Annotated in this window: 32 protein-coding genes; all 32 read right to left on the bottom strand. The window is 46.1% G+C overall.

Annotated elements, in window-relative coordinates:
* Positions 1-36: 36 nt before the first annotated feature.
* The 32 genes from BQ7367_RS14595 to BQ7367_RS07905 all read right to left on the bottom strand — a co-directional run bounded on the left by BQ7367_RS14595 (position 37) and on the right by BQ7367_RS07905 (position 21,986).
* Complete coding sequence (locus BQ7367_RS14595; RefSeq protein ID WP_200786728.1) at positions 37-849, bottom strand: hypothetical protein; 813 nt, start codon at positions 847-849, stop codon at positions 37-39.
* Positions 846-1,835 (bottom strand): Gp37-like protein, encoded by a 990-nt coding sequence (locus BQ7367_RS08055; RefSeq protein WP_072524970.1) that lies wholly within the window; start codon positions 1,833-1,835, stop codon positions 846-848. Before BQ7367_RS08055 ends, BQ7367_RS14595 begins: the two co-directional genes overlap by 4 nt.
* Complete coding sequence (locus tag BQ7367_RS08050; RefSeq protein ID WP_072524969.1) at positions 1,829-2,611, bottom strand: hypothetical protein; 783 nt, start codon at positions 2,609-2,611, stop codon at positions 1,829-1,831. The genes BQ7367_RS08055 and BQ7367_RS08050 overlap by 7 nt, the downstream gene beginning before the upstream one ends.
* The gene (locus BQ7367_RS08045; RefSeq protein ID WP_072524968.1) at positions 2,608-5,127 is read right to left on the bottom strand and encodes a tape measure protein; all 2,520 of its coding nucleotides are present in this window, start codon (positions 5,125-5,127) and stop codon (positions 2,608-2,610) included. The genes BQ7367_RS08050 and BQ7367_RS08045 overlap by 4 nt, the downstream gene beginning before the upstream one ends.
* 208 nt (positions 5,128-5,335) lie before the next feature.
* Positions 5,336-5,902 (bottom strand): bacteriophage Gp15 family protein, encoded by a 567-nt coding sequence (locus tag BQ7367_RS08040; RefSeq protein WP_268874783.1) that lies wholly within the window; start codon positions 5,900-5,902, stop codon positions 5,336-5,338.
* A gap of 14 nt (positions 5,903-5,916) precedes the next feature.
* Positions 5,917-6,303 (bottom strand): DUF6673 family protein, encoded by a 387-nt coding sequence (locus BQ7367_RS08035; protein WP_072524967.1) that lies wholly within the window; start codon positions 6,301-6,303, stop codon positions 5,917-5,919.
* A gap of 23 nt (positions 6,304-6,326) precedes the next feature.
* Positions 6,327-6,851 (bottom strand): hypothetical protein, encoded by a 525-nt coding sequence (locus BQ7367_RS08030; protein WP_072524966.1) that lies wholly within the window; start codon positions 6,849-6,851, stop codon positions 6,327-6,329.
* Positions 6,852-6,863: 12 nt separating this feature from the next.
* Positions 6,864-7,280, bottom strand: a complete 417-nt coding sequence (locus BQ7367_RS08025) for a hypothetical protein (RefSeq protein WP_072524965.1) — start codon at positions 7,278-7,280, stop codon at positions 6,864-6,866.
* Positions 7,267-7,650, bottom strand: coding sequence for a minor capsid protein (locus tag BQ7367_RS08020; protein WP_072524964.1), 384 nt, complete (start codon positions 7,648-7,650; stop codon positions 7,267-7,269). Before BQ7367_RS08020 ends, BQ7367_RS08025 begins: the two co-directional genes overlap by 14 nt.
* A 1-nt stretch (position 7,651) precedes the next feature.
* Entirely contained in the window at positions 7,652-8,059 is a 408-nt protein-coding gene (locus BQ7367_RS08015; protein WP_072524963.1) for a DUF6751 family protein, read from the bottom strand.
* On the bottom strand, positions 8,028-8,438 hold the full coding sequence (locus BQ7367_RS08010) for a head-tail connector protein (protein WP_072524962.1): 411 nt from the start codon (positions 8,436-8,438) through the stop codon (positions 8,028-8,030). The genes BQ7367_RS08015 and BQ7367_RS08010 overlap by 32 nt, the downstream gene beginning before the upstream one ends.
* A gap of 11 nt (positions 8,439-8,449) precedes the next feature.
* The gene (locus tag BQ7367_RS08005) at positions 8,450-8,809 is read right to left on the bottom strand and encodes a head fiber protein (RefSeq protein WP_072524961.1); all 360 of its coding nucleotides are present in this window, start codon (positions 8,807-8,809) and stop codon (positions 8,450-8,452) included.
* Positions 8,810-8,824: 15 nt separating this feature from the next.
* Complete coding sequence (locus tag BQ7367_RS08000; protein WP_072524960.1) at positions 8,825-9,805, bottom strand: phage major capsid protein; 981 nt, start codon at positions 9,803-9,805, stop codon at positions 8,825-8,827.
* 5 nt (positions 9,806-9,810) lie between these two features.
* Positions 9,811-10,419 carry a hypothetical protein gene (locus tag BQ7367_RS07995; protein WP_072524959.1) on the bottom strand — a complete coding sequence of 203 codons (609 nt, stop codon included), beginning with the start codon at positions 10,417-10,419 and terminating at the stop codon, positions 9,811-9,813.
* A 92-nt stretch (positions 10,420-10,511) separates the two neighbouring features.
* Entirely contained in the window at positions 10,512-10,799 is a 288-nt protein-coding gene (locus BQ7367_RS07990) for a ribosomal-processing cysteine protease Prp (protein ID WP_072524958.1), read from the bottom strand.
* 81 nt (positions 10,800-10,880) lie between these two features.
* The gene (locus tag BQ7367_RS07985) at positions 10,881-11,138 is read right to left on the bottom strand and encodes a hypothetical protein (protein ID WP_072524957.1); all 258 of its coding nucleotides are present in this window, start codon (positions 11,136-11,138) and stop codon (positions 10,881-10,883) included.
* A gap of 13 nt (positions 11,139-11,151) precedes the next feature.
* Complete coding sequence (locus tag BQ7367_RS07980) at positions 11,152-12,834, bottom strand: phage minor capsid protein (protein WP_083588905.1); 1,683 nt, start codon at positions 12,832-12,834, stop codon at positions 11,152-11,154.
* 174 nt (positions 12,835-13,008) lie between these two features.
* Entirely contained in the window at positions 13,009-14,457 is a 1,449-nt protein-coding gene (locus BQ7367_RS07975; RefSeq protein WP_072524956.1) for a phage portal protein, read from the bottom strand.
* Positions 14,454-15,818, bottom strand: coding sequence for a PBSX family phage terminase large subunit (locus tag BQ7367_RS07970; protein WP_235837573.1), 1,365 nt, complete (start codon positions 15,816-15,818; stop codon positions 14,454-14,456). The genes BQ7367_RS07975 and BQ7367_RS07970 overlap by 4 nt, the downstream gene beginning before the upstream one ends.
* Entirely contained in the window at positions 15,739-16,512 is a 774-nt protein-coding gene (gene terS, locus BQ7367_RS07965; RefSeq protein WP_072524955.1) for a phage terminase small subunit, read from the bottom strand. The genes BQ7367_RS07970 and terS overlap by 80 nt, the downstream gene beginning before the upstream one ends.
* A gap of 266 nt (positions 16,513-16,778) precedes the next feature.
* Positions 16,779-17,234, bottom strand: coding sequence for a sigma factor-like helix-turn-helix DNA-binding protein (locus tag BQ7367_RS07960; protein WP_072526143.1), 456 nt, complete (start codon positions 17,232-17,234; stop codon positions 16,779-16,781).
* A gap of 126 nt (positions 17,235-17,360) precedes the next feature.
* Positions 17,361-17,546 (bottom strand): hypothetical protein, encoded by a 186-nt coding sequence (locus tag BQ7367_RS14475; protein WP_072524954.1) that lies wholly within the window; start codon positions 17,544-17,546, stop codon positions 17,361-17,363.
* Positions 17,543-17,827: a hypothetical protein gene (locus BQ7367_RS07950; protein ID WP_072524953.1), complete on the bottom strand. Its 285-nt coding sequence runs from the start codon at positions 17,825-17,827 to the stop codon at positions 17,543-17,545. The genes BQ7367_RS14475 and BQ7367_RS07950 overlap by 4 nt, the downstream gene beginning before the upstream one ends.
* On the bottom strand, positions 17,824-18,183 hold the full coding sequence (locus tag BQ7367_RS07945) for a DUF551 domain-containing protein (protein WP_072524952.1): 360 nt from the start codon (positions 18,181-18,183) through the stop codon (positions 17,824-17,826). Before BQ7367_RS07945 ends, BQ7367_RS07950 begins: the two co-directional genes overlap by 4 nt.
* Before the next feature lie 2 nt (positions 18,184-18,185).
* The gene (locus BQ7367_RS07940; RefSeq protein WP_072524951.1) at positions 18,186-18,575 is read right to left on the bottom strand and encodes a YopX family protein; all 390 of its coding nucleotides are present in this window, start codon (positions 18,573-18,575) and stop codon (positions 18,186-18,188) included.
* 2 nt (positions 18,576-18,577) lie between these two features.
* Positions 18,578-18,772 (bottom strand): hypothetical protein, encoded by a 195-nt coding sequence (locus tag BQ7367_RS07935; RefSeq protein ID WP_072524950.1) that lies wholly within the window; start codon positions 18,770-18,772, stop codon positions 18,578-18,580.
* 27 nt (positions 18,773-18,799) lie between these two features.
* Entirely contained in the window at positions 18,800-19,174 is a 375-nt protein-coding gene (locus tag BQ7367_RS07930; RefSeq protein ID WP_072524949.1) for a hypothetical protein, read from the bottom strand.
* Positions 19,175-19,183: 9 nt separating this feature from the next.
* Positions 19,184-19,531 carry a helix-turn-helix domain-containing protein gene (locus tag BQ7367_RS07925; protein WP_072524948.1) on the bottom strand — a complete coding sequence of 116 codons (348 nt, stop codon included), beginning with the start codon at positions 19,529-19,531 and terminating at the stop codon, positions 19,184-19,186.
* Positions 19,528-19,815, bottom strand: coding sequence for a hypothetical protein (locus BQ7367_RS07920; protein WP_072524947.1), 288 nt, complete (start codon positions 19,813-19,815; stop codon positions 19,528-19,530). Before BQ7367_RS07920 ends, BQ7367_RS07925 begins: the two co-directional genes overlap by 4 nt.
* A gap of 16 nt (positions 19,816-19,831) precedes the next feature.
* Positions 19,832-20,182 (bottom strand): hypothetical protein, encoded by a 351-nt coding sequence (locus BQ7367_RS07915; RefSeq protein ID WP_072524946.1) that lies wholly within the window; start codon positions 20,180-20,182, stop codon positions 19,832-19,834.
* Complete coding sequence (locus BQ7367_RS07910) at positions 20,179-21,564, bottom strand: DEAD/DEAH box helicase (protein WP_072524945.1); 1,386 nt, start codon at positions 21,562-21,564, stop codon at positions 20,179-20,181. Before BQ7367_RS07910 ends, BQ7367_RS07915 begins: the two co-directional genes overlap by 4 nt.
* Positions 21,561-21,986: a Holliday junction resolvase RecU gene (locus BQ7367_RS07905; RefSeq protein WP_072526142.1), complete on the bottom strand. Its 426-nt coding sequence runs from the start codon at positions 21,984-21,986 to the stop codon at positions 21,561-21,563. Before BQ7367_RS07905 ends, BQ7367_RS07910 begins: the two co-directional genes overlap by 4 nt.
* Positions 21,987-22,078 lie beyond the last annotated feature (92 nt).

Here is a 22,078-nt window from a genome sequence, read left to right as displayed (position 1 = left end):
TGCAGTTGTAGTAATGGAGTACATCAAGACTGCGGACTAAATGCACCACACAAGCTGTCCAACTATATAATTTCCAGTAACGACCTGTGGATCGTCTCCCCCATAGAACAATCCCACCTTTTTATTTGTCGGAGATAAAGATAGGAAATAATCTCCACGCTGTTGCCCTTTATATGCGGCAGGCGCCATTACGTATGTATCAGGCACGTCCGCGGCTGGAACGTCTACGATATTTCCAGCTTCGGGACTTGAGGCATTTACACACTGAAGAATCCTTAATTTACCGCAGCGGGTCAGTCTAACCCCATTTTTAAGTGTTACTACTTCAACGGAAGATAACTCCGCCAAATCTGCATTTAGCGTAGACATGTTCTCCGTCACACTTAGCAACTTCTTAACTTCCGTCACATTTATCCCATCCAAATGCACTTCAAACACTGGACAATCATCCACCAAATCCCCTTCTTGCAAATTTCCGACAGTATGGGATGGCACGGCAGGGCTTGAAGCCGCTGGAGTTCCTTGGATTACTACCCAGGAATTTTGTTCTACCCCAGTCTCTTCATTCCGGCTGTACCTGTTTACAATCAGGTCTATACGCTTCATTCCCTGACTTCCATTTGCTATTGTCACCTCGTCATATGTACCCAACTCAACACTTGATACATTCCCGTGATGCGACATCATGCCGCTTTTAATCTTAAGCAGATTGTTTGTACTCAATTCCGGTTCCAGATTTTCACCGCTTGTAAGGATATAACTGTCCTGTCCGATAGTTCCTTCTAATATTTGACGAAACTGCTGCGAAGTCACATGAGGAGTTCCGGTTTTCCCTGATACAATTTTCATGTTTCACTGTCTCCTTCCAATTTATATGTTTTTGATTCTTCATCATTTATAAGTTCATAGGTGATATTTTCTACCGGTTTTGCCATGTACATGCCCGTCAGATAATCGCGACCGCCGACAATATCACCAATACAGACATCCAGCCCCAACTTTGCAATATCCATTTTGAATGTCTTTTTTCCCATTAATGACTGCAATCGTTCTACCGAAGCCGTCATCAACTCTTCTGTCTCTGTTGAGGTATTCTCATATACTTCCGTAATTTCCTGAAGTCCGGTGTAATACCGCTCCGTCCCGATTTCGCCATTCTCCTGCACATACAGATGCAGGATATTGCGGTCCTGCAATTCTCCCTTCCCAGTCACAATCAAATGATTCACGCCATCACGCTTATCGTCCATCGTATAGTTAAGCTGGCAGTCTCTGGACAGCTCGATCCTGTTTGAATAATCCACAATCGGTACCGCCTCAATATAGAGATACCCTGGCTCGTTCTGTTCCCGCCGGAACGACAGCTTCAGCCGATACCACTTGCTTTTAAGCATTTTGTTCAGTCCATCCAATAGCGTACAGTATCGGTCAAATTGATAGTTGCTGACCGTCACCCCGGTATCTTCCTGGGACACAACAAAGAGCCCGTCGAATTCCGGCTCGATCAGGCTCTTCATAACTGAATGTAATTCACCAGACACTGTCATATAATCAGCGCCGCCGGGAGGCTGGATGATCTTCTTTGCGAGACGTCCCCGCCACGACAGTCCTTTCAACTCCACATAGTCAAGAGCAGTGTCTGTCAGAACCTCTCCTATGATCCCGCCATATTCCGTGCCCAGAATATAGATCAGACTGGAAAATGTCAGCTCAGGTCGCCAATATGACCGGGCAATCTGAAGAGAGAAGTCTCGGTTTCCGTTCAGGTCAACCGTCAGATTCACATCTCTGACAGCGCCCAGCTCCCGCAGGTCACTGTTTGCCAGAATCACCACCGTGCTTCCCTCCTTTCCAAGAATAACGTAAGGTCAAAACCGAAACTTCCTGACCAATTAAGTCGCAGCAAACCGGAAGGAATCTTCTCGAATACCGAATCCGCAAGACCTCGTTCATGAAACATGTCTTGCACAGTTCCGTTTATAAGATACTTTTTCACGGTACAGTCTCGGCTGTCTATAACCATATATTCGCCATTTTCTACATCCGTATAGATGGCATATGTGTGATCATTAATGATCACATATGGATTCGCACATGGCCCGTAGATGATCATCTGAAAATCACTGGAAGTAACATGGTCAATCTCCCATACTGCCATACCTGCATCCTCTGCCGAAAAATCAAATGGATGATCATACGGAAAATTTAAGCCTGTATCATCTTCTGACTCTTGGCTCGGATAGAACCTCCTTCTCATTTCTACAACCCATGCCAGCTCCGGTGCAATGAAGGTCAACTCTACCTCTGAGTATATGTACCCCTTCCAGTTTGTTTTCTTTGATGTCTGTATCCGGCAACGCAGGAACGTATCATTTACATATAATCTACCGTATGTATTTTCTTCCGCATCCACAGCAATAATACTATATAAGTATTCCATATTCTCTGCGAACTGCTCGCGATTGCCAAACACGTCAATATCAACTGTTTTTTCATATCCTGGACTCGATTCCGTCCAATCTGCATCAAACCAGTCGGCTTCGACCGTCCGAAATGGTGACTTCATCAAGTTCAGGATTTCTCCTTTTGAATTTTGATAATATACTATCATGTCAACTGTGGCACTGCTCCTTTCGGTAATGGTCTGTCTATCCGATCTGTATTCAGATAGATTGGTCTGTTGCTCTGCTCTTTCGCTACTTTGCGCTGGATGCGCTCGAAACGGTCATAATCAAATGCATAATCTGATCTGTAGGCAGGATCACGTTTTATGCTGCCGACAGTCTTATCGCTTCTTGCGGATGTAGTAAATGCAACATCCTTCTTCAGGCTTTTCACAGCTTTTTCCACACCTGCGCTCATCGATTTTGTCGGTATATTCTTTTGGAAGCCGATTCCCATACCAAGAGCCATCATCTTACCAACCTGATCCCGGAATACCTTAGACGGAGATTCAATCCCCAGAAAGTTCTTTATGGCTCCAAGGGCTTTACTTGCAGCATCTTTCGCTGCGTCAATTAAAGAGCCGACTGCCCCCGCGATACCTGAAGCAATACCCTTTATTATATTCAAGCCTACTTCGCCCCAGTCAACACTGGTAAAAGCGTCAATCATAGAAGATATGATCTCTGGGATTTTTGCCAGCAGTTCTGGAATCGCCTGAACCAAGCCTGCGGCAAGCTGTCCTAACAACTCAATACCTGTCTGCAGGATCTGTGGCAAGCTCGATACGATTGCACTTATCAGATTTCCAATAATAGTAGGCACCGCGGCGATCAGTTGAGGAATTGCGTTCAAAATTCCCCGTACCAATCCTGTCAGCAGGTCTAATCCTGCACTTACCAGCTGGTCTATATTGCCGAGCAATGAGGTTACCAACGTCAAAATCATCTGCAGTGCTGTCGGGATCAGAGTGGGTAGCTGCGCTCCTATCCCAGATACCAGCGCTGAAATGATGCTCATTCCTCCGGAGACGATTGCCGGAAGATTTGCGGTGATCGCCATCATAAGGCTGTTGAGCAACGTTGTTCCCTGAGCGATTAGGTTCGGTAGAGCCGATGTGATTCCATTGCAAAAGTTTGTAATAACCTCCGGTCCCTTAGACTGGACCATAAAAATGATTTCAGAGATTTCTCCTCCAAAAGCATCATACAGGAGTCCTAGCCCCGCAACTACAATACCGATGCCACCGGCAATATTCATATATTTCAAAAACTGAGGTGCGAATCCTGCTGCTTTTTTCAGAATCGGAGAAAATGATTCTCCCATCAAGCTGCCCCAAGACCCCATATAATCTGTTAATCCAGACAGGGTCTTTGTAATTTTAGGAAATTTTTTGGTCAGCGCCGGACCCAAGTTTCCAAATGCACCTGACACCTGCGACACTATCTTTGATGTGCTTGAAGCAAGTTTTCCACCAGTTGCGGACCATATCTTAGATACCTTCCCGGTAATCCCCGGGAATTTTCCCGCAAGATCCTGAAATGGCATAATCAAAGTGCTTCCAATATTTCCAAAATCTTTCCCAAGACCTGACAAGGACTTCCCCGCGCCCTGGATCGATTTTGGAAGTTTCCCCAAACCGGATATGACTCCATCTGAGATTCCATTAAATGCCTTTGTTGCAGTCGATACAGTCTCGATTCCGCCACCAAATACAGATAATGTTGGCACTGCGGCCCCGATTGCTAATGCGATCTTTCCGAGATTTTCCAGTTCGTCCGCGGACATCCCCTGTAATTTTTCAACAAGCGCCCCTATTGCATCTGTAGCGCTTTTTACCACTGGAGAAATTGTTCCCAATTCATCCAAAAAACTCTGAAAACCGCCAAAAGCGAAAGCATCATTCAGCCTTCCGAGCATGTCATTAATCGCCGGAAGAATATCTCCTCCAATCACCTCTGATAATCCAGATGTCAGGCTTCCGAGCAGCTGATTCATGTTATCAGCAAGTGTTGACAACTGACCGGAAACTGTCTGGGATTGCTTCTCCATTGACTGGAAGTATTTTCCACCCACGCTTGTGGATCTCTCCATTGACGCCGTGATCTCGTCTACGGAAATCGTCCCTTTGGATATCCTGTCATATAGGGACTCCATCGATTCACCTGTCGTCTGAGAAATCTCCTGAAGCGGATTAAACCCGGCCTCTATCATCTGTTTGATATCTTCAAGCTGAACCTTTCCTGCTGAAGACATTTGCCCGTATGCCATAGCAATACGGTTCATTTTTTCTGCAGATCCCTGAGAAATATCTCCCAGCATCATCATTTTGTCCATCGCATCATCTGCGGTGAACCCATAATTCATTAGGAGCTGAGTGGTCTCTGCAAGCCCTGTCATCTCAAACGGCGTTTTCGCTCCAATCTCCGTTAGCTTCTGCACGACCTCAGCCGCCTTTTCTGCAGAACCGGTCATAACCTCAAATGAGGTCTGATACTGCTCAATTGTCGCATTATATTTCACGCCCGCAACCGCTCCTGCCCCCAGAGCTGCTGTTACTCCTGCGAGGGCTTTTCCTACAGCTGCCACACCTGACTTTGCCAGATTATTTAATTTACTTATTCCGTTGCTAAATCCGCTTTCATCTATTTTTGTATCGAAATTCAGATGGCCGTCTGCCGCCATGTTGATCACTGTCCTTTCTGATCAGCACGGCTCACAGGCTCACAAGCGCTTTATATTTTTACCTCCACTTCTCTTCCGCATGATTTGCATTTGACATAGACCCCTCGGCATTTTGCCGCATCATCATAGATCAAAAGCTTTTGACCGCAATGCCGGCAGCAATACCATTTTCGCTCTGTTGCGAATGGAATCTGTATTTCTTTCTTTTTCATGCAAACATATCCCCTATATCATAGTCATTTACCTTTCTTATCCTCTTACGCAACGCAATCTGCTGTTGAATCTTTTGAACGCGCTTACGTTCCGCCTTATCTTTTATTGTCTTCGGATTCATTCCCCGGTACATCATCCTCTGTTTGATTTCTGTATCTTCCGGAAGTCCATCAAACAGAATCCGGAACTTCCACCAATGCATATATGGAACCGTCTGTAGATCAATCCCATAGCTGTCAATAAACGCTGAATAAATGCAACCGGCATCATCAGAGAATGAAAATACCGGTTTATCGATCCCTTTTTCATTTGAGTCGTTTTCCTCGGTTGCAAAATACAGTTTTCTCGCAGAAAGGAAATCCCCCAGGGCGTAGATCGCGGCCTCCAGATCATCTGGAAACCGCTTCTGATACCATTGAAGCATCAACCTACACTTTACTTCCCACGGTACTGATTCATCATCTATCAGCTCGGAAAATCGAATCCATTCTCGAAAATCTGTAACAATCGGATAAGACATCCCACATACTCTTACACTTTTGGGGAACTGCTCATAAAGCACATTCAGCACCCTGATCACCTCTGATTTTTATGCGTTTGATTATACTTACGACGCTGTTGTCTGTTCCCATGATTCTGCACCATATACTTCTCATATTTCCGGTTCAGCTCATCACTCGTTCTCCCTTCAAAGGCAAGCAGGGAATCTGTAGCTTCCAGGCAAATATTTAGGCTTGTCTTACCGCCCATTATCGCGTCTCCTGCCCCTTCTCCGAATAAAGTGTCATAAAACACGCGATAACAAGCTACTTGCGAACGGATAATATCAGAATTTTTCCCGGTTTTCGGTACAAGTCTCAACTGATCATTCATGTTCTTTTTTGCATCTTCAAGTCGGTCGAGAAAATCTGCATCCGTAAAATCTACTTCTCTTTCAAAGTCGTTAAATTTCCACAGGCTCATTGGCTCATCATCTCCTTATCAAATTATTCTTCTGGAATCTCTCCCTCTGTAAACGTACAGGTCTGCCACTTATCTGTTGTGGTACAGTAACCTTTTGTGATCTCAGATGCTGCAGAAAAGCTTCCGCTGTATGTCAGCGCATCTGTACTGTCCCCTGCTGTATCCGGAATAACACTGTAAGTACGTTTTCGGGCAATTGCTCTTCCTGTTGAATCCTCTGTAAATACATCTACGGATACAATATCAACCTGAGCGGCCGTACCTACAATCTCATCGTCAGTGATAGTCGCCAATTTTTCACAGACAGGGTCATTGGTATACCGGTCAAATTCAAAGTCAATAGAAGTTGCGTAGCCGACCACGTCTGTCCGTTCAGTTGCTTCATCGACGTACTGCCTACTGTATTCTGTCGCTTCCTTTCCCTCTGACAAAGATGTGAAGCCGGTCATCCTGGTATAAGTCACAGAACTTCCATCAGTCCCTGACACATTCATAAATGCCAGCCGTTTATGGCGGCCAACCAATTCTTTTTTTACAGTTCCTGGCATAGTTTTTACCTCCTATTTGTAAATCAATCTACATATAATCTGATATCTGCCCAGATCGGCCTCTGTTGAAAACAGATAGCCGCTTTGCAGCACATCAATTCGTATCGCCTGGTGTCCATCCAATTTAGGGTAGATATCCATCATATTATTTCTTTCGATCCATTCCTCAAACAGCTGATAAAATCCACTGTTTGCAATCCCTGTTCGTGCATCTCCGTCATACGCTTCCTTGCTCAATAAAGAAAACTGAAACTGTTTCAGGCATCCCCCGTCGACGTAACGTTTATAAATCGGATCAGCTCCAACTGGATCAATGGAATAAGCCATCTCGTCCGGAAGGTAATCAATATTTACTTTTCCTTCCTTCAGAAAATCACAGGATAAAATATAATCTCTTATACTCTCTATAATGGGTTTATTGCCCGGCAATTTGATTCGCTCCCTTCATAATGGCATCCTTCTTACTGGCTTTCATAGTCTCAAACCAATGTGACTTTTCTTTGTGCTCGTAATACTGACGCCTTGCATAAGGGGCCAGATACTCAATGCTTCCGCTTCCAATCACAGTTCCTAATGTTGCGGATTTGATCATTGCACCTGTACGGCGTGGGGTTAGAGGATTCATATACCTCAAACATTCAGAATCCACAAACTCCTGTGCCCGTACAAATGATGCCTGTTTTTTTCTTTGAAAACCTGGGGCCCACTGAAGCCTCGCTGTCACAGATCCGTTTTTATTTGTTGAAGTGTATATAAACCCTCTGGGAGACGCTATTTTGATATCTCTCTTTTGAGCCACGCTACTCGCCTCCGATCCGCCAATGCGGAAGTCCGCCGAACCGATTGTCTGACCAAGATGTAATCTTACAGTATTTCTTCCCCATTAGCTTCAGATCAGCCGGCTTCTCAATATCTACGCTACAAACACCCAGTACCGCCAGATCGTCATTCTGCAACGTCCAACAGCCAAGAATGTCACATCCGCGCCCTATCCAGTCATCTTCCGAAATGTACTGATTCATACACCGGGCGTCTCCCGGAATCCGAATTTTATATATATCCGCACTGTTCAGGCCGTTGTCTCCTACAGAAACCTTATGATCCACATAAAAATGCACGCCGTAGATAATGGTCCTGTGCCATTTATCAAGACGTGTTTCCTTGTCATAATAATGATTATAAATCGTGATGTCTGCATTCGTAATCACATCCGCATCTCACCTTTCTATACATCAGCCCCGTTGGGAGCAGCCAACGCCGTACGATTCCATATATCTTCCTTGAAATCAACTCTTCGTCGGTCTCTCCCTCTTTTCCCTCGGACGCATAACTTACGGAGTAGCCGTCGTTATTTTCGCTTTTTACTCGCCCTCTGTCGCCAGAATCCGCCTGCGAAGCAACATAATACATATCTGCTGCCTCACAGGACGCATACTTTAATTCATCTCCTGCATATGCGTCAGATTTTCCTGCTGTCACATACCGGATATATTGCGTAGCCGACAGGATATGCCGGGAAAAGTCTGCCTCGTCCATGCTTCCATGATAGGTGTCTACATAGAAAGTATAATCTGCATATCCTTGCATCCCATCACCGCCTATGCCATGATGCCCGCGGCTTTAAGGTTCGTCAGTATAGCATTGATAGCGGATTTATTAGCATTTGCCAGTGCCACTGCACTCTGAGCCACCGTCTGGTCATAAGCTTCACCTGCAGCAGTCGCATCTGCTGCCGAAACAGCCGCAACAGTGGCAGCCTTTTTAACTCCTCCTAAAGCAGTCTCTGATGCCGCAGGAAGTTCATAAGCTTCTCCGCCGCCTATTCCGGCAGAAATGGTATCCCAATTGTCTGCCATATACTGAATCGCATCAGCGATCTGGTCCGTAGAAATATCTTCCACGGACCCGCTTCCTTTTATTGCAATTGTAAGATTTTTGATCGCATCAACAATCTGCATATCTCACACCTCCCATCAGGATCCTGCCTTCAGTACCGCGAACGGGCACCGCTGAGTTTTATTGCTCTTGATCGCATTGATCGGGTTCGGAATTTCCCAGCCGAGTCTCATAACTGCCCGCAGTGCAACCATATCCTGCTGCATAAGGTTGTATGCAATCGTGCCGTCCGTATTCTGCACTACGCCCTCTGTAAACAGCTTGAACGTAATATCCTGACGGATAGAATACACCAGCTGAGAAAAATCGCCGGAGATCATCAAAGCCTTGGACTTGTCAAATGCTCCGTTATTGGGGAACGTGATTGCAGATCCATCCAGAGAATACTGTGTCCCATTCTGCATATCGCTCTTAAAGATCGGATTACCAGTACTGTCCTTCAGACCACGGAGCTTTGCCCGCATAGAGATGTCCGCCATATGGCCTGTAACGAAAAAGCCGGAGCTTTCCACCTTTGCGATCACCCCATCCTCACTCATGATCTTGTCGTAGAGATCATCAGAGGCGCCGAGAGTAACTACGCTGGAGGCAGCTGTCGCTGTTTTTACGATATCATCTCTCCAGGAATCCGGAGCATCGGTTCCAAACAGAATTGCACTGTCAATCACTTTTCCAAAAGCCTCTTCAACACGCGGACGGACCTCGGCCCAGATATCATATTCAGAATCATCAAGCACAGCCTCTGGAATCGGTACAATAACCGCAATTTCCTCTGCCGTTATGATTTTCTTGTCCCAAGCTACCTTCGTTGTCTTTTTACTTCCATTGTCGCCGTTCACAAAATACGCAAGCGGGAGCATATCCAAAACAGGCATCCGATATGTTTTACTGGACATGTTGGCCAGTTTGCGTCCCTGTGTGAGCACAGCTGACTGCGCCACAACGCCCTGGATAATTTCCCTTGCTCTTTCTTCCGGAATCAGAGCTTCTGCCCCCGTCCTGTCAATAATATTTGCGTCATTCTCAAAAATTCTGAGATTCATTCTGTTTCTGTTCATTTTTCCTACCTTCCTGCCGCCCTTCTGATTGCAGCGTTAATACTATCATTGGGATTTCCCTCGCCTCCAGCCCCACTTGACGAAGAGCCTGTGCTCACTCGATAAGTAGATCCAGTAAAACGGGGATTTTCCTTAAGAAATTTCTCAGCAGCTTTCTTGAAGTCAGTCTTGTCATCGACCATCTTTTCCACCTTGAATATCACATAGTCCAGATCGTCTGCCTTTACGCCTTTCTCCCGAAGAATGTTCTCATTCTTCATGCGGGCATTCTCTTTTTGTGCTTCGGCCAGATCGTGCTGAAGCTGTTCCGCATTTGGCTGGCGCTTCGCTCTCTGTTCTTTGAAATCGCGGATCGCCTCTGCTATCTCATCCTCAGTCATCCCTTGACTTCGGAAGTAGTTCGTAAGAGCATTTCTCTCTGCCCTGTTGACACGAACTGAAGCAATTTCTTCCAACTGTTCATAGGTGTATGTTCCGGTTCCATGCGCTCCGGAAGCGCTCCCGGCGTTTCCACTCTGGCCGCCGTTACCAGCCCCGGTATTTTTTTCCTGCCCTCCGGCAGAGCCAGCTCCCGCACCGTCTTCAAAGAGCTGCAATATCATTCTTTTTTTCATGTTCTTTCCTCCGTTTCGCCTCGACAGGCTCCCGAGCTTTTCACGTCATCACGTTTTGGACATAAGAAAAACACCCTTAAATGGGTGCTTATCTATTGAAATATTATACAGTTATATTCTCGGTTGATATCTGTAATGCCGAGCATCCAGTTATCAACCAGAAGTTTGCCGCCGTCGGTCAGGTTTTCCCATTCAACAATAGCTGTTCCGCTGTCTGTATATGCTCTGATCCGATCACCGGTCAAGTCTGTCAAGCCGTTGATCAACGCGCATGTCAGAGCAGATACTGCAGCACACACACGGTCAATACCATCCGACTCTGTTCGTCCTGCGTGTCCGGCCATTCGTATTCCGCTTTCTCTGATACATATCTGTATCACTCACATCACCTCCTAAAAAGAAGTATAAAAATACCGTTCATTCTTTTTGAATGAGCGGTACTATTTATCTAATCATGCACCTCAGCTATGATGCTTCTGATACAAAACCTCGTCATATAAATCATACAGTCTCTTACCAAGGTCATTGACTGTGTCCTGCTTATCGAGCCCTCTGTACACAATTTCATCATTTATTAGCAATTGCACTTCATCAATATCCGAAACATCTAATTCCACTATGCCTTCATCCAGTTCTCTTTGACTGACAACGAATGGATCTATATCCTCCACTTCATTTAATAGGAGTTCCGACATTTCTCTATTCAGTTTTATTGTCATTGCTCGTCGCCTCCTATCTTGGATTGCATTGTATTAAAACCCCTGTCTTAGGATTTACAGATACGATACACTTATCGGTTACATATTTTATACTGTCTGGATCCTGCGCTCTAGTCCGTGGAGTTCCATGAAGAAGCGCATCCTGGATATTTTCGATGCTAACCCCGCTTCTTGGCCGGTGTGTTTTCGGATCTTCTTTGGTCCCGATTACCCTCTCCATAAAATGCTTACTCTGTCCTGTAATCTCTATTCCTGTGGATGTTTTCATCCCGACAACATCTTTTTCAACTGTTGCGTAAAGTTTTTTATAATTTTCAAACCCGGACAATGGAGATATCATTCCGTTTTTAACAGAATTTGTATAATCTGTCAGTAGCCCAAACTCTTTAGGGTTATTGTACTTCATCTGTCGGAAATCCGCAAGACTTCCTACATTTTCTCCGATAATATTCTTATATCTGTTATACTGCTTTGAGTCTCTCGCAGCATTTTTGATCATTCCCGAAGAATATCTCGAGTTCTGCCTTGAAGTATTGCTGGCTATTCTGCCGCGCATATCGTAGTAAATCCGCTCTCTTTCTTCTTTCAGTCCCATCTTCCGGCTGAACCTGGAATACTCATCCAGCTGCCCTTGGTACTTCGCCCGGGCAAGCATGATATCGTCCGGATCCGCTCCGCCTTTTTCAAGAAGCTGAACTTTCTCCCTTTGCGCCCGCATCGCTGTTTCCATTTGCCTCTGTCTCTGCTTTGCCCCGTAAACAGTATATTCTTTGCCTTTAAATTCCTTCGGCGTGCTCTCTTCCTGATTCTTACGCTGCAGCCACTCATCTGACCACTGGCGCTCAGAAATACCGGGAATAAAAGGATATCTTTCATGATAGCAGTTTATCCCTTCCAGCCCGGTCACAGACCCAAGGCCACATACTGTAACAAGCTGCTCCTTGCTCCACACTTTCCCCTGCCAAACAGCATGAGTGGGGCGAGCCCCGGCATGCCAGGCGACCTCAAAGTATTCTGTCCCCAGTTTTTCAGCATTATATTCTGATATATGTCCGGTCAGCTGTGTAATTCCGGTCATTACCGCTCTTCTGGCAGCAACATCCACACGATTCGCCCATCCGGATGCATAATCAATCTGTCGAAGCCCGCTGTTCGTCAACTGCGACACTACCCGGCGCAGAACACTATTGTAATCAAAAGTCCCCGACACAATATCCAAGCAGGCTGCATCCAAGTATTTCTGATACACCTGTGAAAGCGGAGTGAGTACCCGTTTTCCATCACCATAATCCAGATAAAAGCCTAGGCTTTGAGTAATATTCCGCAAATCTGCATCTGTCTGCTGAATCAGAGCGTTGGTGATCTGCTGAAGCTGACCATTTTCCTCATAGGGAATAAACTCCGCATTAATCTGCTCGTAGATATCCTTGTTTCTAACATATTCCCAGTCAATAACCTTATCATACAGCTCAAACATCTTCGGATATGATACGTCTAAAGTTTCTTTTACCATCTTTTCGATGTCTTCTGAAGAATTGCCAAGAATCTGCAGCCGATTAATCTGCCAGTCCGCTGTACTGGTAATCTTCCCTGTCTTCTTGATGCGGCGCACAATATCTTCCATAATCCGCATCTCCAGATTAGAGTAATTCCTTTCGATCTGCCGGGAAAGTTTTTCTTTATACTCTCGGTTCAAATTACATCACATCCCCATTCAAAATCTTACGAGCCTCCTCCTTTTCAATACCAATTGCGGTAGAAATCAGATTGATTGCCTGTCCTTCTGTCAGACTTCCAGCGCTAAACTGAGACATAATAGCGATAAGGCTCTGCGTCTGCGCACCGTTAAGAGCTTTCCCCTGAACTTCCGCTATTGCCCCCCCGACTGAGGAATGGATATAGATTCATCCATAACCGTATTCTGTTCTGGAAGATTAGCCAGTGCTTCTTCCTTTGTTTCGCCGTACCACTTCGCCCGATATTCTTCCAAACGCATGACCCCCATACTTACATCCTGACGATCACTCTGTCGTTCCGCTTGCTTATCCTCTATAATTGAGTCGTCAAATGCGACTACGATCTCTGTATCAGGATTTGTATTCGCTCCGATTACCCGGCCAAGCCTTGCTATGATCCGTACAAGCTCATCCAAAACATCCCTAAGAATGATCTCGTGCTTATTAACAGACCGGAACATGTCGCTGTTTTCCGAAATCACCTGCGTTGCTGTCTGGATGCTCCCGTTCTCGAATTTATAGTGATTCTGCCCGAATCCGCATTTCATAGACAGGATATTCAGATTGTCGTTAATTGCCTTCTCATGCTCATCTGCCCGGATGGCCATATTGACTTCTTCCAGTGGCTTCCCCCCATCTTTAAGATAATCTTCCGGGAGCTGATAAAACACTACATCATCTGGATCAAATACCGGATTTCCAAGTGGATCTGTCCCTATCAATTCAGGTGAAGCGAATATCCTCTTCTTCCCCAATACGAACTCATTAATATAAGAATCATAGGCTGTATCTAACCCCCTGAGGACATCCAGACTATTTGCGAAAATAGCAACGCCCATAGGATTGTCCTTGTCCGAATTATTAGAAATATTCAGACGATCTATTACGAACTGCCGTTCTTCAGACCCCGTATAAAACCGTTCCGTCATCGTCTCGAATCCTTTTAATTTCCCCCACTTCTCTTTCGGAATTTCCGTACCAGCACCAGATGTACATTCAACAACATGATTTTCCAAAACATACTGCCTATTTTCCAATTTATGGATCTGGATATGAACATATTTCTTTGTCCCAATTACTTTGGGAAATACAAACGCACACTCTGAAATGTATCCATTATTCCAAGACAGCGGATATATGTTAGAGGCAGAGACATAGTTTATCTTTACTTTCCCCCCTGCTCCGGGAAGCACAGATCCGTCCTGATCTACAGCTATCCCTTCCAGATATGGCACGTATGCCACGGTCCCTGTATAGGCTTTCCGCTCCTGGTAATCATTTCCGAGAACTGAAAAATAGTTTTCCTTCAATACCTGCATAACAAATTTACTCGTCTCTTCATCCTGTATTGTGATCTGTACTTTTTCATTTAGTAAAAGATCTGCTATATCTTCAGATAATTTTTTCGCCATCTGGAGGCTCAGTCTTTTGCAAGAAATATGAGTTTTTCCATTGTACATTTTATATTTGTGAAATTTCTTCACATTCCCTCTATACCAACTCTTCCATGTGTCAATTAACGTATAAAAGCTGGAGTCAACCGTGTCATATCCAGCCTTATTCAAATATTTTATAATGATCATCCAGCTTTCTCCTCTCTTTCTGCGGCAGGAAGGAAATATTTGATCTTGCTCCATAATCCCATTACAAGGTACCTCAATGCATCCATGCAGTGATCATTAGTTTTCACCGGCTGTTCCTTCCCACGATTCAGGATATCCTTGTCATATTCATACAACCCAAACTCTTCGATCAGGTTTTCTTGATCCGGTGATACAGTTATGATTCCGTATGTCAGGCACTTCTGCACACGGGAAATCCCCAAAGCCACTGTATTGTCTGCGTCTTTGATAGAAATGCTATAATGCCGTCTTGCCACCGCCCTTTTGATTTCTTCAGATAATCCCTTCGCAGAAGGATCTATGAACACATAAAAAACATTGCAGGAATATTGTTCATGCAATGTGTCTGTCAGTTTTATAAAATCCTGAGCGTACTCTGACGGAGACTTTTGTTTTCCTTCATCTCGTCCGGAGTAGTAATACTCTGTGAGTCCTTCCAGTTTTTTGTTATAAATATCCAGACCGAACGGCTGGTATGTCGTCGCATTCTGCTGTCCATAGTCCACTCCGATACCGATCAGCCGATATGTTTTCTTCACCGGTCTGGTCTTATGCCTGTCAGAAAACATGTAATAGATCAATTCATCCACCCCTATGCTTTCCCCAAGCCATACCCAGCGGAACTGTTTTTCATCCAGTTCTTTCATCATCTCCGCAGACTCTATCAGATCCGGCCCAAGCCATTCCGGCGGCACATCCCGATAGTCTGTATGGATATGTATGCAGTCCGGACGTTTTTCCATCTTACGGCACCATTGATTAACTGCTGCATTTGGATTTTTGGGCGGATTGTACAGATAGATCATCTGGAATCCGGAAGAATTGCCGCGGATAAAAGTGGCTTCTATATTCTGTAGTTCATCTTCTCCTTCTCCGTCATCAAAAAATTCCGTCAGCTCATCAAGGATTACCAGCTTGATCGGCTTATCCTCATCTATGATACCTTTCGTATCGTCAATACCATCAGATCCAGAAAAATAGATCGTCGCTCCCGTCTTCTTGTAAGTGATTTCCATAGGGGATTTCGTAATGTCAAATTTTCTTTTCGGTATTTTCAGCCGGTTTATCCCCCGGAGCATTTCTTTGTATACTGTTTTTCTCAGCTTATTATGGTGCTTACGCAGGACCACAACAGAGCCATTCGGATCAGAAACGATCTGATAATCTGCCCGGATAGCAGCATAGCTGGACTTTGTACTAGACCGACCAGACGTCAATATGATATGTCGGACTGATGTATTGTTAAAAATCGGAAGGTATTTCTGAATGATGATCTCCGATATTTTCACCTGCTGGCGCGTCATTGACAATTGTAACACCATCCTCTTCTTCGTCTTTATCAGATGCCCGTCTGATCTTTTCCGTATTTGCCTTCATTTGTTGGATCCTTGCCTTCTGTTCCCTGGTCGCCAGCTTCCAGTTCTTGTGCAGCAACTCCTCATACCGGTTGATCATACCGTCCAGCGCTTTCTGCGCCCTTGCCTGCGCCTGCAGGAAGTTTGCCTGCTTATCCCAGGCCTGCTGGACTTCCCACTTTTGGGATATAACTTTCCCTTTTCCGTCGCCAACCTTTTCGACTGTCTTGTCCTTCTGGTCTGCAACATACATGATCTTCTGGGCCCGGATGATGGCCGCGTAGGCGATCTGGATTTGATCCCACAGGATATCCAGCGGATCCTCCGGCATTTCCTGGATAATAGAAACGGTCTCTTCCGGAAGATACTTCGAGAAAAAACCGAATTTTTCTGCGTTTTTATTTCCTTTCGGTGCACCGTGGCCAACGGCGTTCTTATTGCCTGGCTGGCCGCCGTGCTTCTTTTTTCGGGGTGCACCCCGAACGTCAGAGGGTGCACCCTCATTCCCGGAAGGTGCACCCTGCTTTTTCATTTTTGACCAGCCATACCGCTTGATCCATGACTTTATTGTATTCATGCTGGTGTCATATTTCTCCGCCAGCTTTTTCGGCGGAACACCAGAAAGATAATCTAACTTGATCTGAGCTTTAACATCGTTCACATCACCACCTCTCGATCTAATCTGTATTTAAGCGGAGCACCCGGAGTCGAACCGGGACACAGGGCGCGACCCTGCACATCTGCCGTTGATGATATGCCCGCATGAAGAAGCCCCCGCATTGTAGCGAGGGCAATAGTTCGGCCTGCGAGAGGCATTGTGCTATAGTTGTGCGCGCTGGGCGCTTTGTTAAAGAGAAAGACTCCTTTTCGTCCGGCAAGGTGCTCCTCTTTTTTCTTCTTCTCGATGATATCATAATATCACATATACTACTGACATTCTATGACATCTTTCGGTAGTTCAAAATGCGCTAAAGCCTTTCCATGAAAGCGATGCACTTGCCTTTCTGAATACCCCATCATTTCTGCAATTTCATACCATTCCATCCCCTTTATGTACCGGTAGAAGAGTACATCCTTCTCATTCTCCGATTTAAGCCTTTTGATCTGCCGTATAATCTGCTGGTATGTCTTAATCCTGAGATACCTTTCATTTATCAGCTCCTGGATCATTTCATCCAGATCGCCAGCATACCCCGACAAATCCCCTTGGCCGCCGCTACCGTGCGGCATACCATCGTCAGGTTTCATCGACGGGCACATCTTCATCATTCTGAGCTCCTCGATCTCTGCATTGATCCGGTGTATTCTTCGGACATGCTTCCGGTAGCTTTTCAGATATTCTTTCTTTCTATCGTTGTCTGTCTGTAGTTTTTCCCGATCCATCCGCATCACCCCTCTCTCTTTGTCTCAACACTGAACCCCAAAACAAAAATCCATATCAGCCACCAAAATGCTGTATTCATCGGATAGGTTGTGTCAAATATCTTCATGAATGGCATATTTGTAATATCAAGTATCCAGAAAATCAGTATTAAAAATTTCAGAAGATTTATCATGTTCTCCGCTCCCTATCTTGTCTATCAAATACTCCTCCGCCGGCGTCTCCCTTAACTGCTCCCCCTGTGCCCGGATCAGCGCGGCGGCCATACTCTGCTTTCGGGGATGGCTGTACTCAGATATTGGATATTTGCTCATTCAATCCCGCCTTTCTCGACAATATTTATCGCATTATGATAGGCCTCAAACCTTCCTTGCGAACGGCCTTCATCATATATATCCTCTCCGTCTATGAGTTCCGGCTCTTCATCAGAGTCGCTGCGTTCAGCTTCCTGAAGCCCAGTTAATTTATTCATTACCTTTTCCTTGTCAAAGGCTGTCGGCTGTCTCCTTATAAGCTCTTTCCATAATTCCGCAAAATCGTCTTGGCAATGTTCATCCGTGTATCTGCAAAACTCATCTGCATCAATCAGTCTCATTTTCCCTCGCTCCTTTCCGGGCGGTACGGCTCTGGAAGAGGACGCCAGGCGATAACACATCTGTAATCATCCTCGTCATCAATCCATTTCCCGTTTTCAAATTCAGCAAGTCCGGTAAATGGCTCTTGCTGATCAACAATCTCTCCATCCATAGTAGCTATGTAAAATCCATCCTCTTCCGGCAGCGCTTCCTCCACCGGGATCCAGCCGTCATTCATGTGCTTGCGGATGATTTTCTCGATTCTTTCTGCCATGCGAATTTGCCCTGCTTTATATCCTGTTGTATGTCTAATCGATAATGCCGCATTCTTCTTTTCCTGATCTATCTCTTCCAGAATCTTCTCTAATTCCTGCATCCTCATTCTCCTTTCAGCAGTTCCGGGTTATCGAAGATATTGCCGATCACTTCAAGCCAGTCTTCTGAGTTATCCAGATGTATCCCATATGATCCCTCTCTTTCAATGTAATAGACAGCATTTGATCCATATTTGATAAATCCGGTTATTTTTTTATGGTTGAAATATCCCGAAACAATATCATTCTCCCATATCCGATTACCGTTCTTGTCTTTCAGTCCGGTGTACTGACAGAGGGTTTCCGGGTCAATTTCATATGTTTTCCCTCGCCGCATAGTTTCAATGATATAATGCTCATACCCATCTTCATGTATAAGCTCTGCTTTGACATAATTTCCCTCTACCCACTCGCCATTATCTATCCGCTTTGCACGGAATAATATTTCTCGCATCGTCATTCCTCCCTTTCAGTCAACTCCTTAATCCTTGAATACGCCACCGCAGATAATCTGTCCACTGCAAAATTCAACTGGCACACAATCTCTTCGATGTCGTTCGACACCGAGATCCTGCTTATGTTTCCGCGCAGCATATCAAGGATCTCCCTCTTTTCATCGGTCGTGAATGGTCTATCTAATAATTTCGCCATCTCCGCTCTCCCTTCGTTTGTTTTGTTTTACTCGTCCACTCTCTTGTAATAATGCCGTTCCCCATTCAGATACTCTTCTTCTTTCCTCTGCTTCCCCAGGAGCTGACGCATCTTGTTCAGTGTGCCCTTGTTCCCCGGTTCATCGAAGAACCTCACGATCAGCTCAAGACGCTTGACCTCGTCCTTTTTCTGCCGCCGCTCCCGTCGACTCTGCTGAAGCTTCGTCCCGGCCCGGCGCTTCTCGTTCTCATCTGCCGCGAACTCCAACCCATGCAGTAGATCCTGAAGGCGCTTGTCCTCCATCCCGACAGCATCATGGGCTGCCTGATAATCGTGCCGGCACTTGTCTATGTAGTTCAGAAAGTCAGTTAAGACTTCTGACGGTTCTTTCTCGTTCTTCATTTCTTCCCTTTAACCCTTCTCATACTTGTCGCAGTCTTCTACCGCACATCCCCGGCTATGCTTTGCCAGAGATATATAATTACACTTCATGAAGTTCTGCTTCTCCTGAACCTTCGTTGTCCGATACCTGCATGTCTTACACGCATGCCGGTCCTCGTTCCATCCCGGGATCACCGCAGGCCGTTCCACCGTTTCCTTCTTTTGCGGCTTCTTCGCGCACTTGTCTGGATTCAGATGGAAGTACACCGTGTTATACTTAATTCCGGTCTTCCGCGCGATCTCCGGAGCGGGCATCCCCTGCGCGGCCAGTTCCAGAATGATCTCTTTTGTCTTCTTGCCGGCCGGAAGCTTACTCACCTCCGGCCCCGTCGAGGGAGGGGATCATTTCCCTCCACAGAAGACTCTTCCTTTCCGTGATCATGGCCGGATCCGTTCTGCACCATCTCCTCGATCGCCTGTTTGAACTCCGGGTTCTCAACAGCCGGAACATCCGCCAGCAGCTCTACGTTGCGGAACAGTTCCTCAAACGGGAAGTTATCATATCCGCCGCTTTCCGTTTTCGAGTTCCGGTCGATCACAATGACTTCACGCCCCTTTTTCCAGTAATCAATCGCCTGTTCAAAATTCACTCCTGTCAGCATTGCTTTTCTCCTTTCTTCATCTCACCAGTTTTTCATCCAGTAGATTATCAATCTCTGTCAGGATTTTTAAGAGCAGCGGATCCCCATCTCCTTCCCGGAACTTTCTCCGGGCGGTCTCACTGCGATCATCTATTCCCTCATCCGTGGGATCACACAGGATCAGCAGGGAAAGATACTCCGTGGCCTTCCGGATACTTCTCGTACACGCTGCGCGGTACTCCATCTGCGCCTGCCGGATTTCCTCTTGCAGCTTCTCATATGGCACCCGATACTTCCCGCTCAGATCTTCCGGAGATAGATTTCTCTCATTCCTTATTCGCCTGGCCTGTAGCTTCCTTACTCTCTCAAACGCTTCCACTGTGTTCATAAAAATTCGCACCCCGCTTTCCGGTAACTGGTTTTTCTCCGCTTCCATTGATTCTCGCAAAACTGGATCTCATCCACATAGTCGTAGCATACCGCATCTGCTTTTCCTTCAAATGTCCTCGCAATCCTCCCGATGCTTTGTGTTACCACCGCATAATCCTTTTTCGGCGTCGCCAGGTACAGCCGATCCAGCCTTGGGATATCCAGCCCTTCCTTTGCCAGACTGTAGGAAGCAAACAGGAAATGTTTCTTGCCGGATTTCATGTCCTCGATCGCCTTTATCCGATCCGCCTTCGCTTTTTTTGATGTCATGCTCCCATCGATCATCACTGCGCACTGCCTGACTTCGATCGGCATTGTCGCCATGATAAGCTGCAGATGCAGGAGACGGTCCGACAGGATCAGGTTGGAATGGTCCCGGTTCTTGATCAGGTCCTCCAGGATCTGATCATTCCGTTTTACATTTTCCACCAGGTAGTCCATCAGCCTGCTGTAAACAAGGGTCCCGTCCGTATCAAGACAGCAACGGTTTATCTTGATCCCGGTATCCCTGCGCAGGATCTTCACCTGCATTGTTTTCTCGGCCACTGCCTCATCCGGCACCTGGTACTGCACATTCCCCAGGACGGCGAACGTACTCTGGATCAAGCCGTCTGATCTGTGTACAGTTGCAGACAGCCCGTATTTATATCTGGCCGCCAGGGAGCTTATTACCCGATAAAACATCTTCATGCTGGCTGGCGTGCCGGACACCCGGTGACACTCATCCACAATGATCACATCCCAAGTGTATTTATATTTCTGCAGATCCAGTTTTGAGAGTGTCTGAACCGTCGCAAATGTCATATGGCTTCCGATCTGCACCTTCCCCGCTGTGATCTTCCCCAGCAGGCCATCTGGATAATACTGCCCCGCCCTTTCATAGGACTGGGTCAGCAGATCTGCTGTATGGGTAACCCACAGCGTTTTTCTTCTCAGCCTGGCCGCCAGCGCGATCCCCATCTGTGTCTTCCCGGACCCGCAGGGACTCTGCAGGATCCCGCATCCGGCCTTTCGCATCGCCTCGACCGCCAGCTCTTGGTATTCATACAGCGGAACCCGGCCAGGATACTCGATCATCCCGTTGTCTGCCAGATCCTGCCGGATCTCTATATCCCCGGAAAGATATTTCCGGATCGACTTTCCTGTGCCGCAGGGCAGCGCCAGCGTATCGCCATTAACATAGAACAGGTACAGCTGCCTTTCCGTATTGCCAACCCATAGCCCCATCCGCTGCTTTTTGCTATATTCCGGATTCGGGATGATCAGGTTCTGTCTTGCCCAGTGGATCAATTCTGGGGATGGATGCTGTATGTAAATCTCGTTGCTGATCTTTACTTTCATTTCTTTGCCTTCTTGTCCAATCTATGCTGAGAATAGCACCATTGCTCAAATGTCCTGCCGTATCTTCTCGCCTCGATCTCCGTGATGCTCTTTGTACCGTTCTCTTCCAGGATCTCCAGCATCCTGCATGGCAGAAGGTAGATCCTCCCGGAGAACTTAATGGCAAACAATCCGGGCTGGTTCCCCGTCTCTGCCCAAAGCTTCATAGCGTTGCGCTGGTTTTCCTCTATCCTGCTCATCACAAATCTCTCTGTCATGCAGTCTTTGCAGTCAAACACATAAGTCCTTCCATTCTTGGCCGCGATCACATCGAACGGCTGCCCGTTCGCATTATCCTTCAGGCAGTGGACCCAGAATCCTTCTGCAAAAAGGAGCTCTGCAAACTTTCTCTCAAATGCCGTCCCATTACTCTTATTACTCATTTTTTCACTCCATTTCCCTGTTGTCTTACCTTTTTCCAGTTTTGGCTTACCCTGTTTTTCATAAAAAACGGCCCGCAAACCCAGTAAAAACG

The organism is Clostridium sp. Marseille-P3244 (assembly GCF_900120155.1).
In the GTDB taxonomy this organism is placed as follows: Bacteria; Bacillota; Clostridia; order Lachnospirales; family Lachnospiraceae; genus Mediterraneibacter.
Note: the sequence above shows the minus strand (reverse complement) of the source record. Positions and strands in the feature narration are given on the sequence as shown.

Bases quoted from the DNA above. Each gene is read 5' to 3' on its own strand.
- BQ7367_RS08050 (WP_072524969.1), bottom strand. From the start codon at position 2,611: ATGATAGTATATTATCAAAATTCAAAAGGAGAAATCCTGAACTTGATG.
- BQ7367_RS07950 (WP_072524953.1), bottom strand. From the start codon at position 17,827: ATGAGACTGATTGATGCAGATGAGTTTTGCAGATACACGGATGAACAT.
- BQ7367_RS07995 (WP_072524959.1), bottom strand. From the start codon at position 10,419: ATGAAAAAAAGAATGATATTGCAGCTCTTTGAAGACGGTGCGGGAGCT.
- BQ7367_RS08010 (WP_072524962.1), bottom strand. From the start codon at position 8,438: ATGCAAGGATATGCAGATTATACTTTCTATGTAGACACCTATCATGGA.
- BQ7367_RS08045 (WP_072524968.1), bottom strand. From the start codon at position 5,127: ATGGCGGCAGACGGCCATCTGAATTTCGATACAAAAATAGATGAAAGC.
- BQ7367_RS07935 (WP_072524950.1), bottom strand. From the start codon at position 18,772: ATGGCGAAATTATTAGATAGACCATTCACGACCGATGAAAAGAGGGAG.
- BQ7367_RS07985 (WP_072524957.1), bottom strand. From the start codon at position 11,138: ATGACAATAAAACTGAATAGAGAAATGTCGGAACTCCTATTAAATGAA.
- BQ7367_RS07970 (WP_235837573.1), bottom strand. From the start codon at position 15,818: ATGGTGTTACAATTGTCAATGACGCGCCAGCAGGTGAAAATATCGGAG.
- BQ7367_RS07915 (WP_072524946.1), bottom strand. From the start codon at position 20,182: ATGAACACAGTGGAAGCGTTTGAGAGAGTAAGGAAGCTACAGGCCAGG.
- BQ7367_RS08030 (WP_072524966.1), bottom strand. From the start codon at position 6,851: ATGCCAGGAACTGTAAAAAAAGAATTGGTTGGCCGCCATAAACGGCTG.
- BQ7367_RS07940 (WP_072524951.1), bottom strand. From the start codon at position 18,575: ATGCGAGAAATATTATTCCGTGCAAAGCGGATAGATAATGGCGAGTGG.
- BQ7367_RS07975 (WP_072524956.1), bottom strand. From the start codon at position 14,457: ATGATCATTATAAAATATTTGAATAAGGCTGGATATGACACGGTTGAC.
- BQ7367_RS07920 (WP_072524947.1), bottom strand. From the start codon at position 19,815: ATGCTGACAGGAGTGAATTTTGAACAGGCGATTGATTACTGGAAAAAG.
- BQ7367_RS07945 (WP_072524952.1), bottom strand. From the start codon at position 18,183: ATGCAGGAATTAGAGAAGATTCTGGAAGAGATAGATCAGGAAAAGAAG.
- BQ7367_RS08000 (WP_072524960.1), bottom strand. From the start codon at position 9,805: ATGAACAGAAACAGAATGAATCTCAGAATTTTTGAGAATGACGCAAAT.
- BQ7367_RS07930 (WP_072524949.1), bottom strand. From the start codon at position 19,174: ATGAAGAACGAGAAAGAACCGTCAGAAGTCTTAACTGACTTTCTGAAC.
- BQ7367_RS07905 (WP_072526142.1), bottom strand. From the start codon at position 21,986: ATGAGTAATAAGAGTAATGGGACGGCATTTGAGAGAAAGTTTGCAGAG.
- BQ7367_RS07960 (WP_072526143.1), bottom strand. From the start codon at position 17,234: ATGGATCGGGAAAAACTACAGACAGACAACGATAGAAAGAAAGAATAT.
- BQ7367_RS14595 (WP_200786728.1), bottom strand. From the start codon at position 849: ATGAAAATTGTATCAGGGAAAACCGGAACTCCTCATGTGACTTCGCAG.
- BQ7367_RS14475 (WP_072524954.1), bottom strand. From the start codon at position 17,546: ATGAGCAAATATCCAATATCTGAGTACAGCCATCCCCGAAAGCAGAGT.
- BQ7367_RS07910 (WP_072524945.1), bottom strand. From the start codon at position 21,564: ATGAAAGTAAAGATCAGCAACGAGATTTACATACAGCATCCATCCCCA.
- BQ7367_RS08005 (WP_072524961.1), bottom strand. From the start codon at position 8,809: ATGCAGATTGTTGATGCGATCAAAAATCTTACAATTGCAATAAAAGGA.
- BQ7367_RS08035 (WP_072524967.1), bottom strand. From the start codon at position 6,303: ATGAGCCTGTGGAAATTTAACGACTTTGAAAGAGAAGTAGATTTTACG.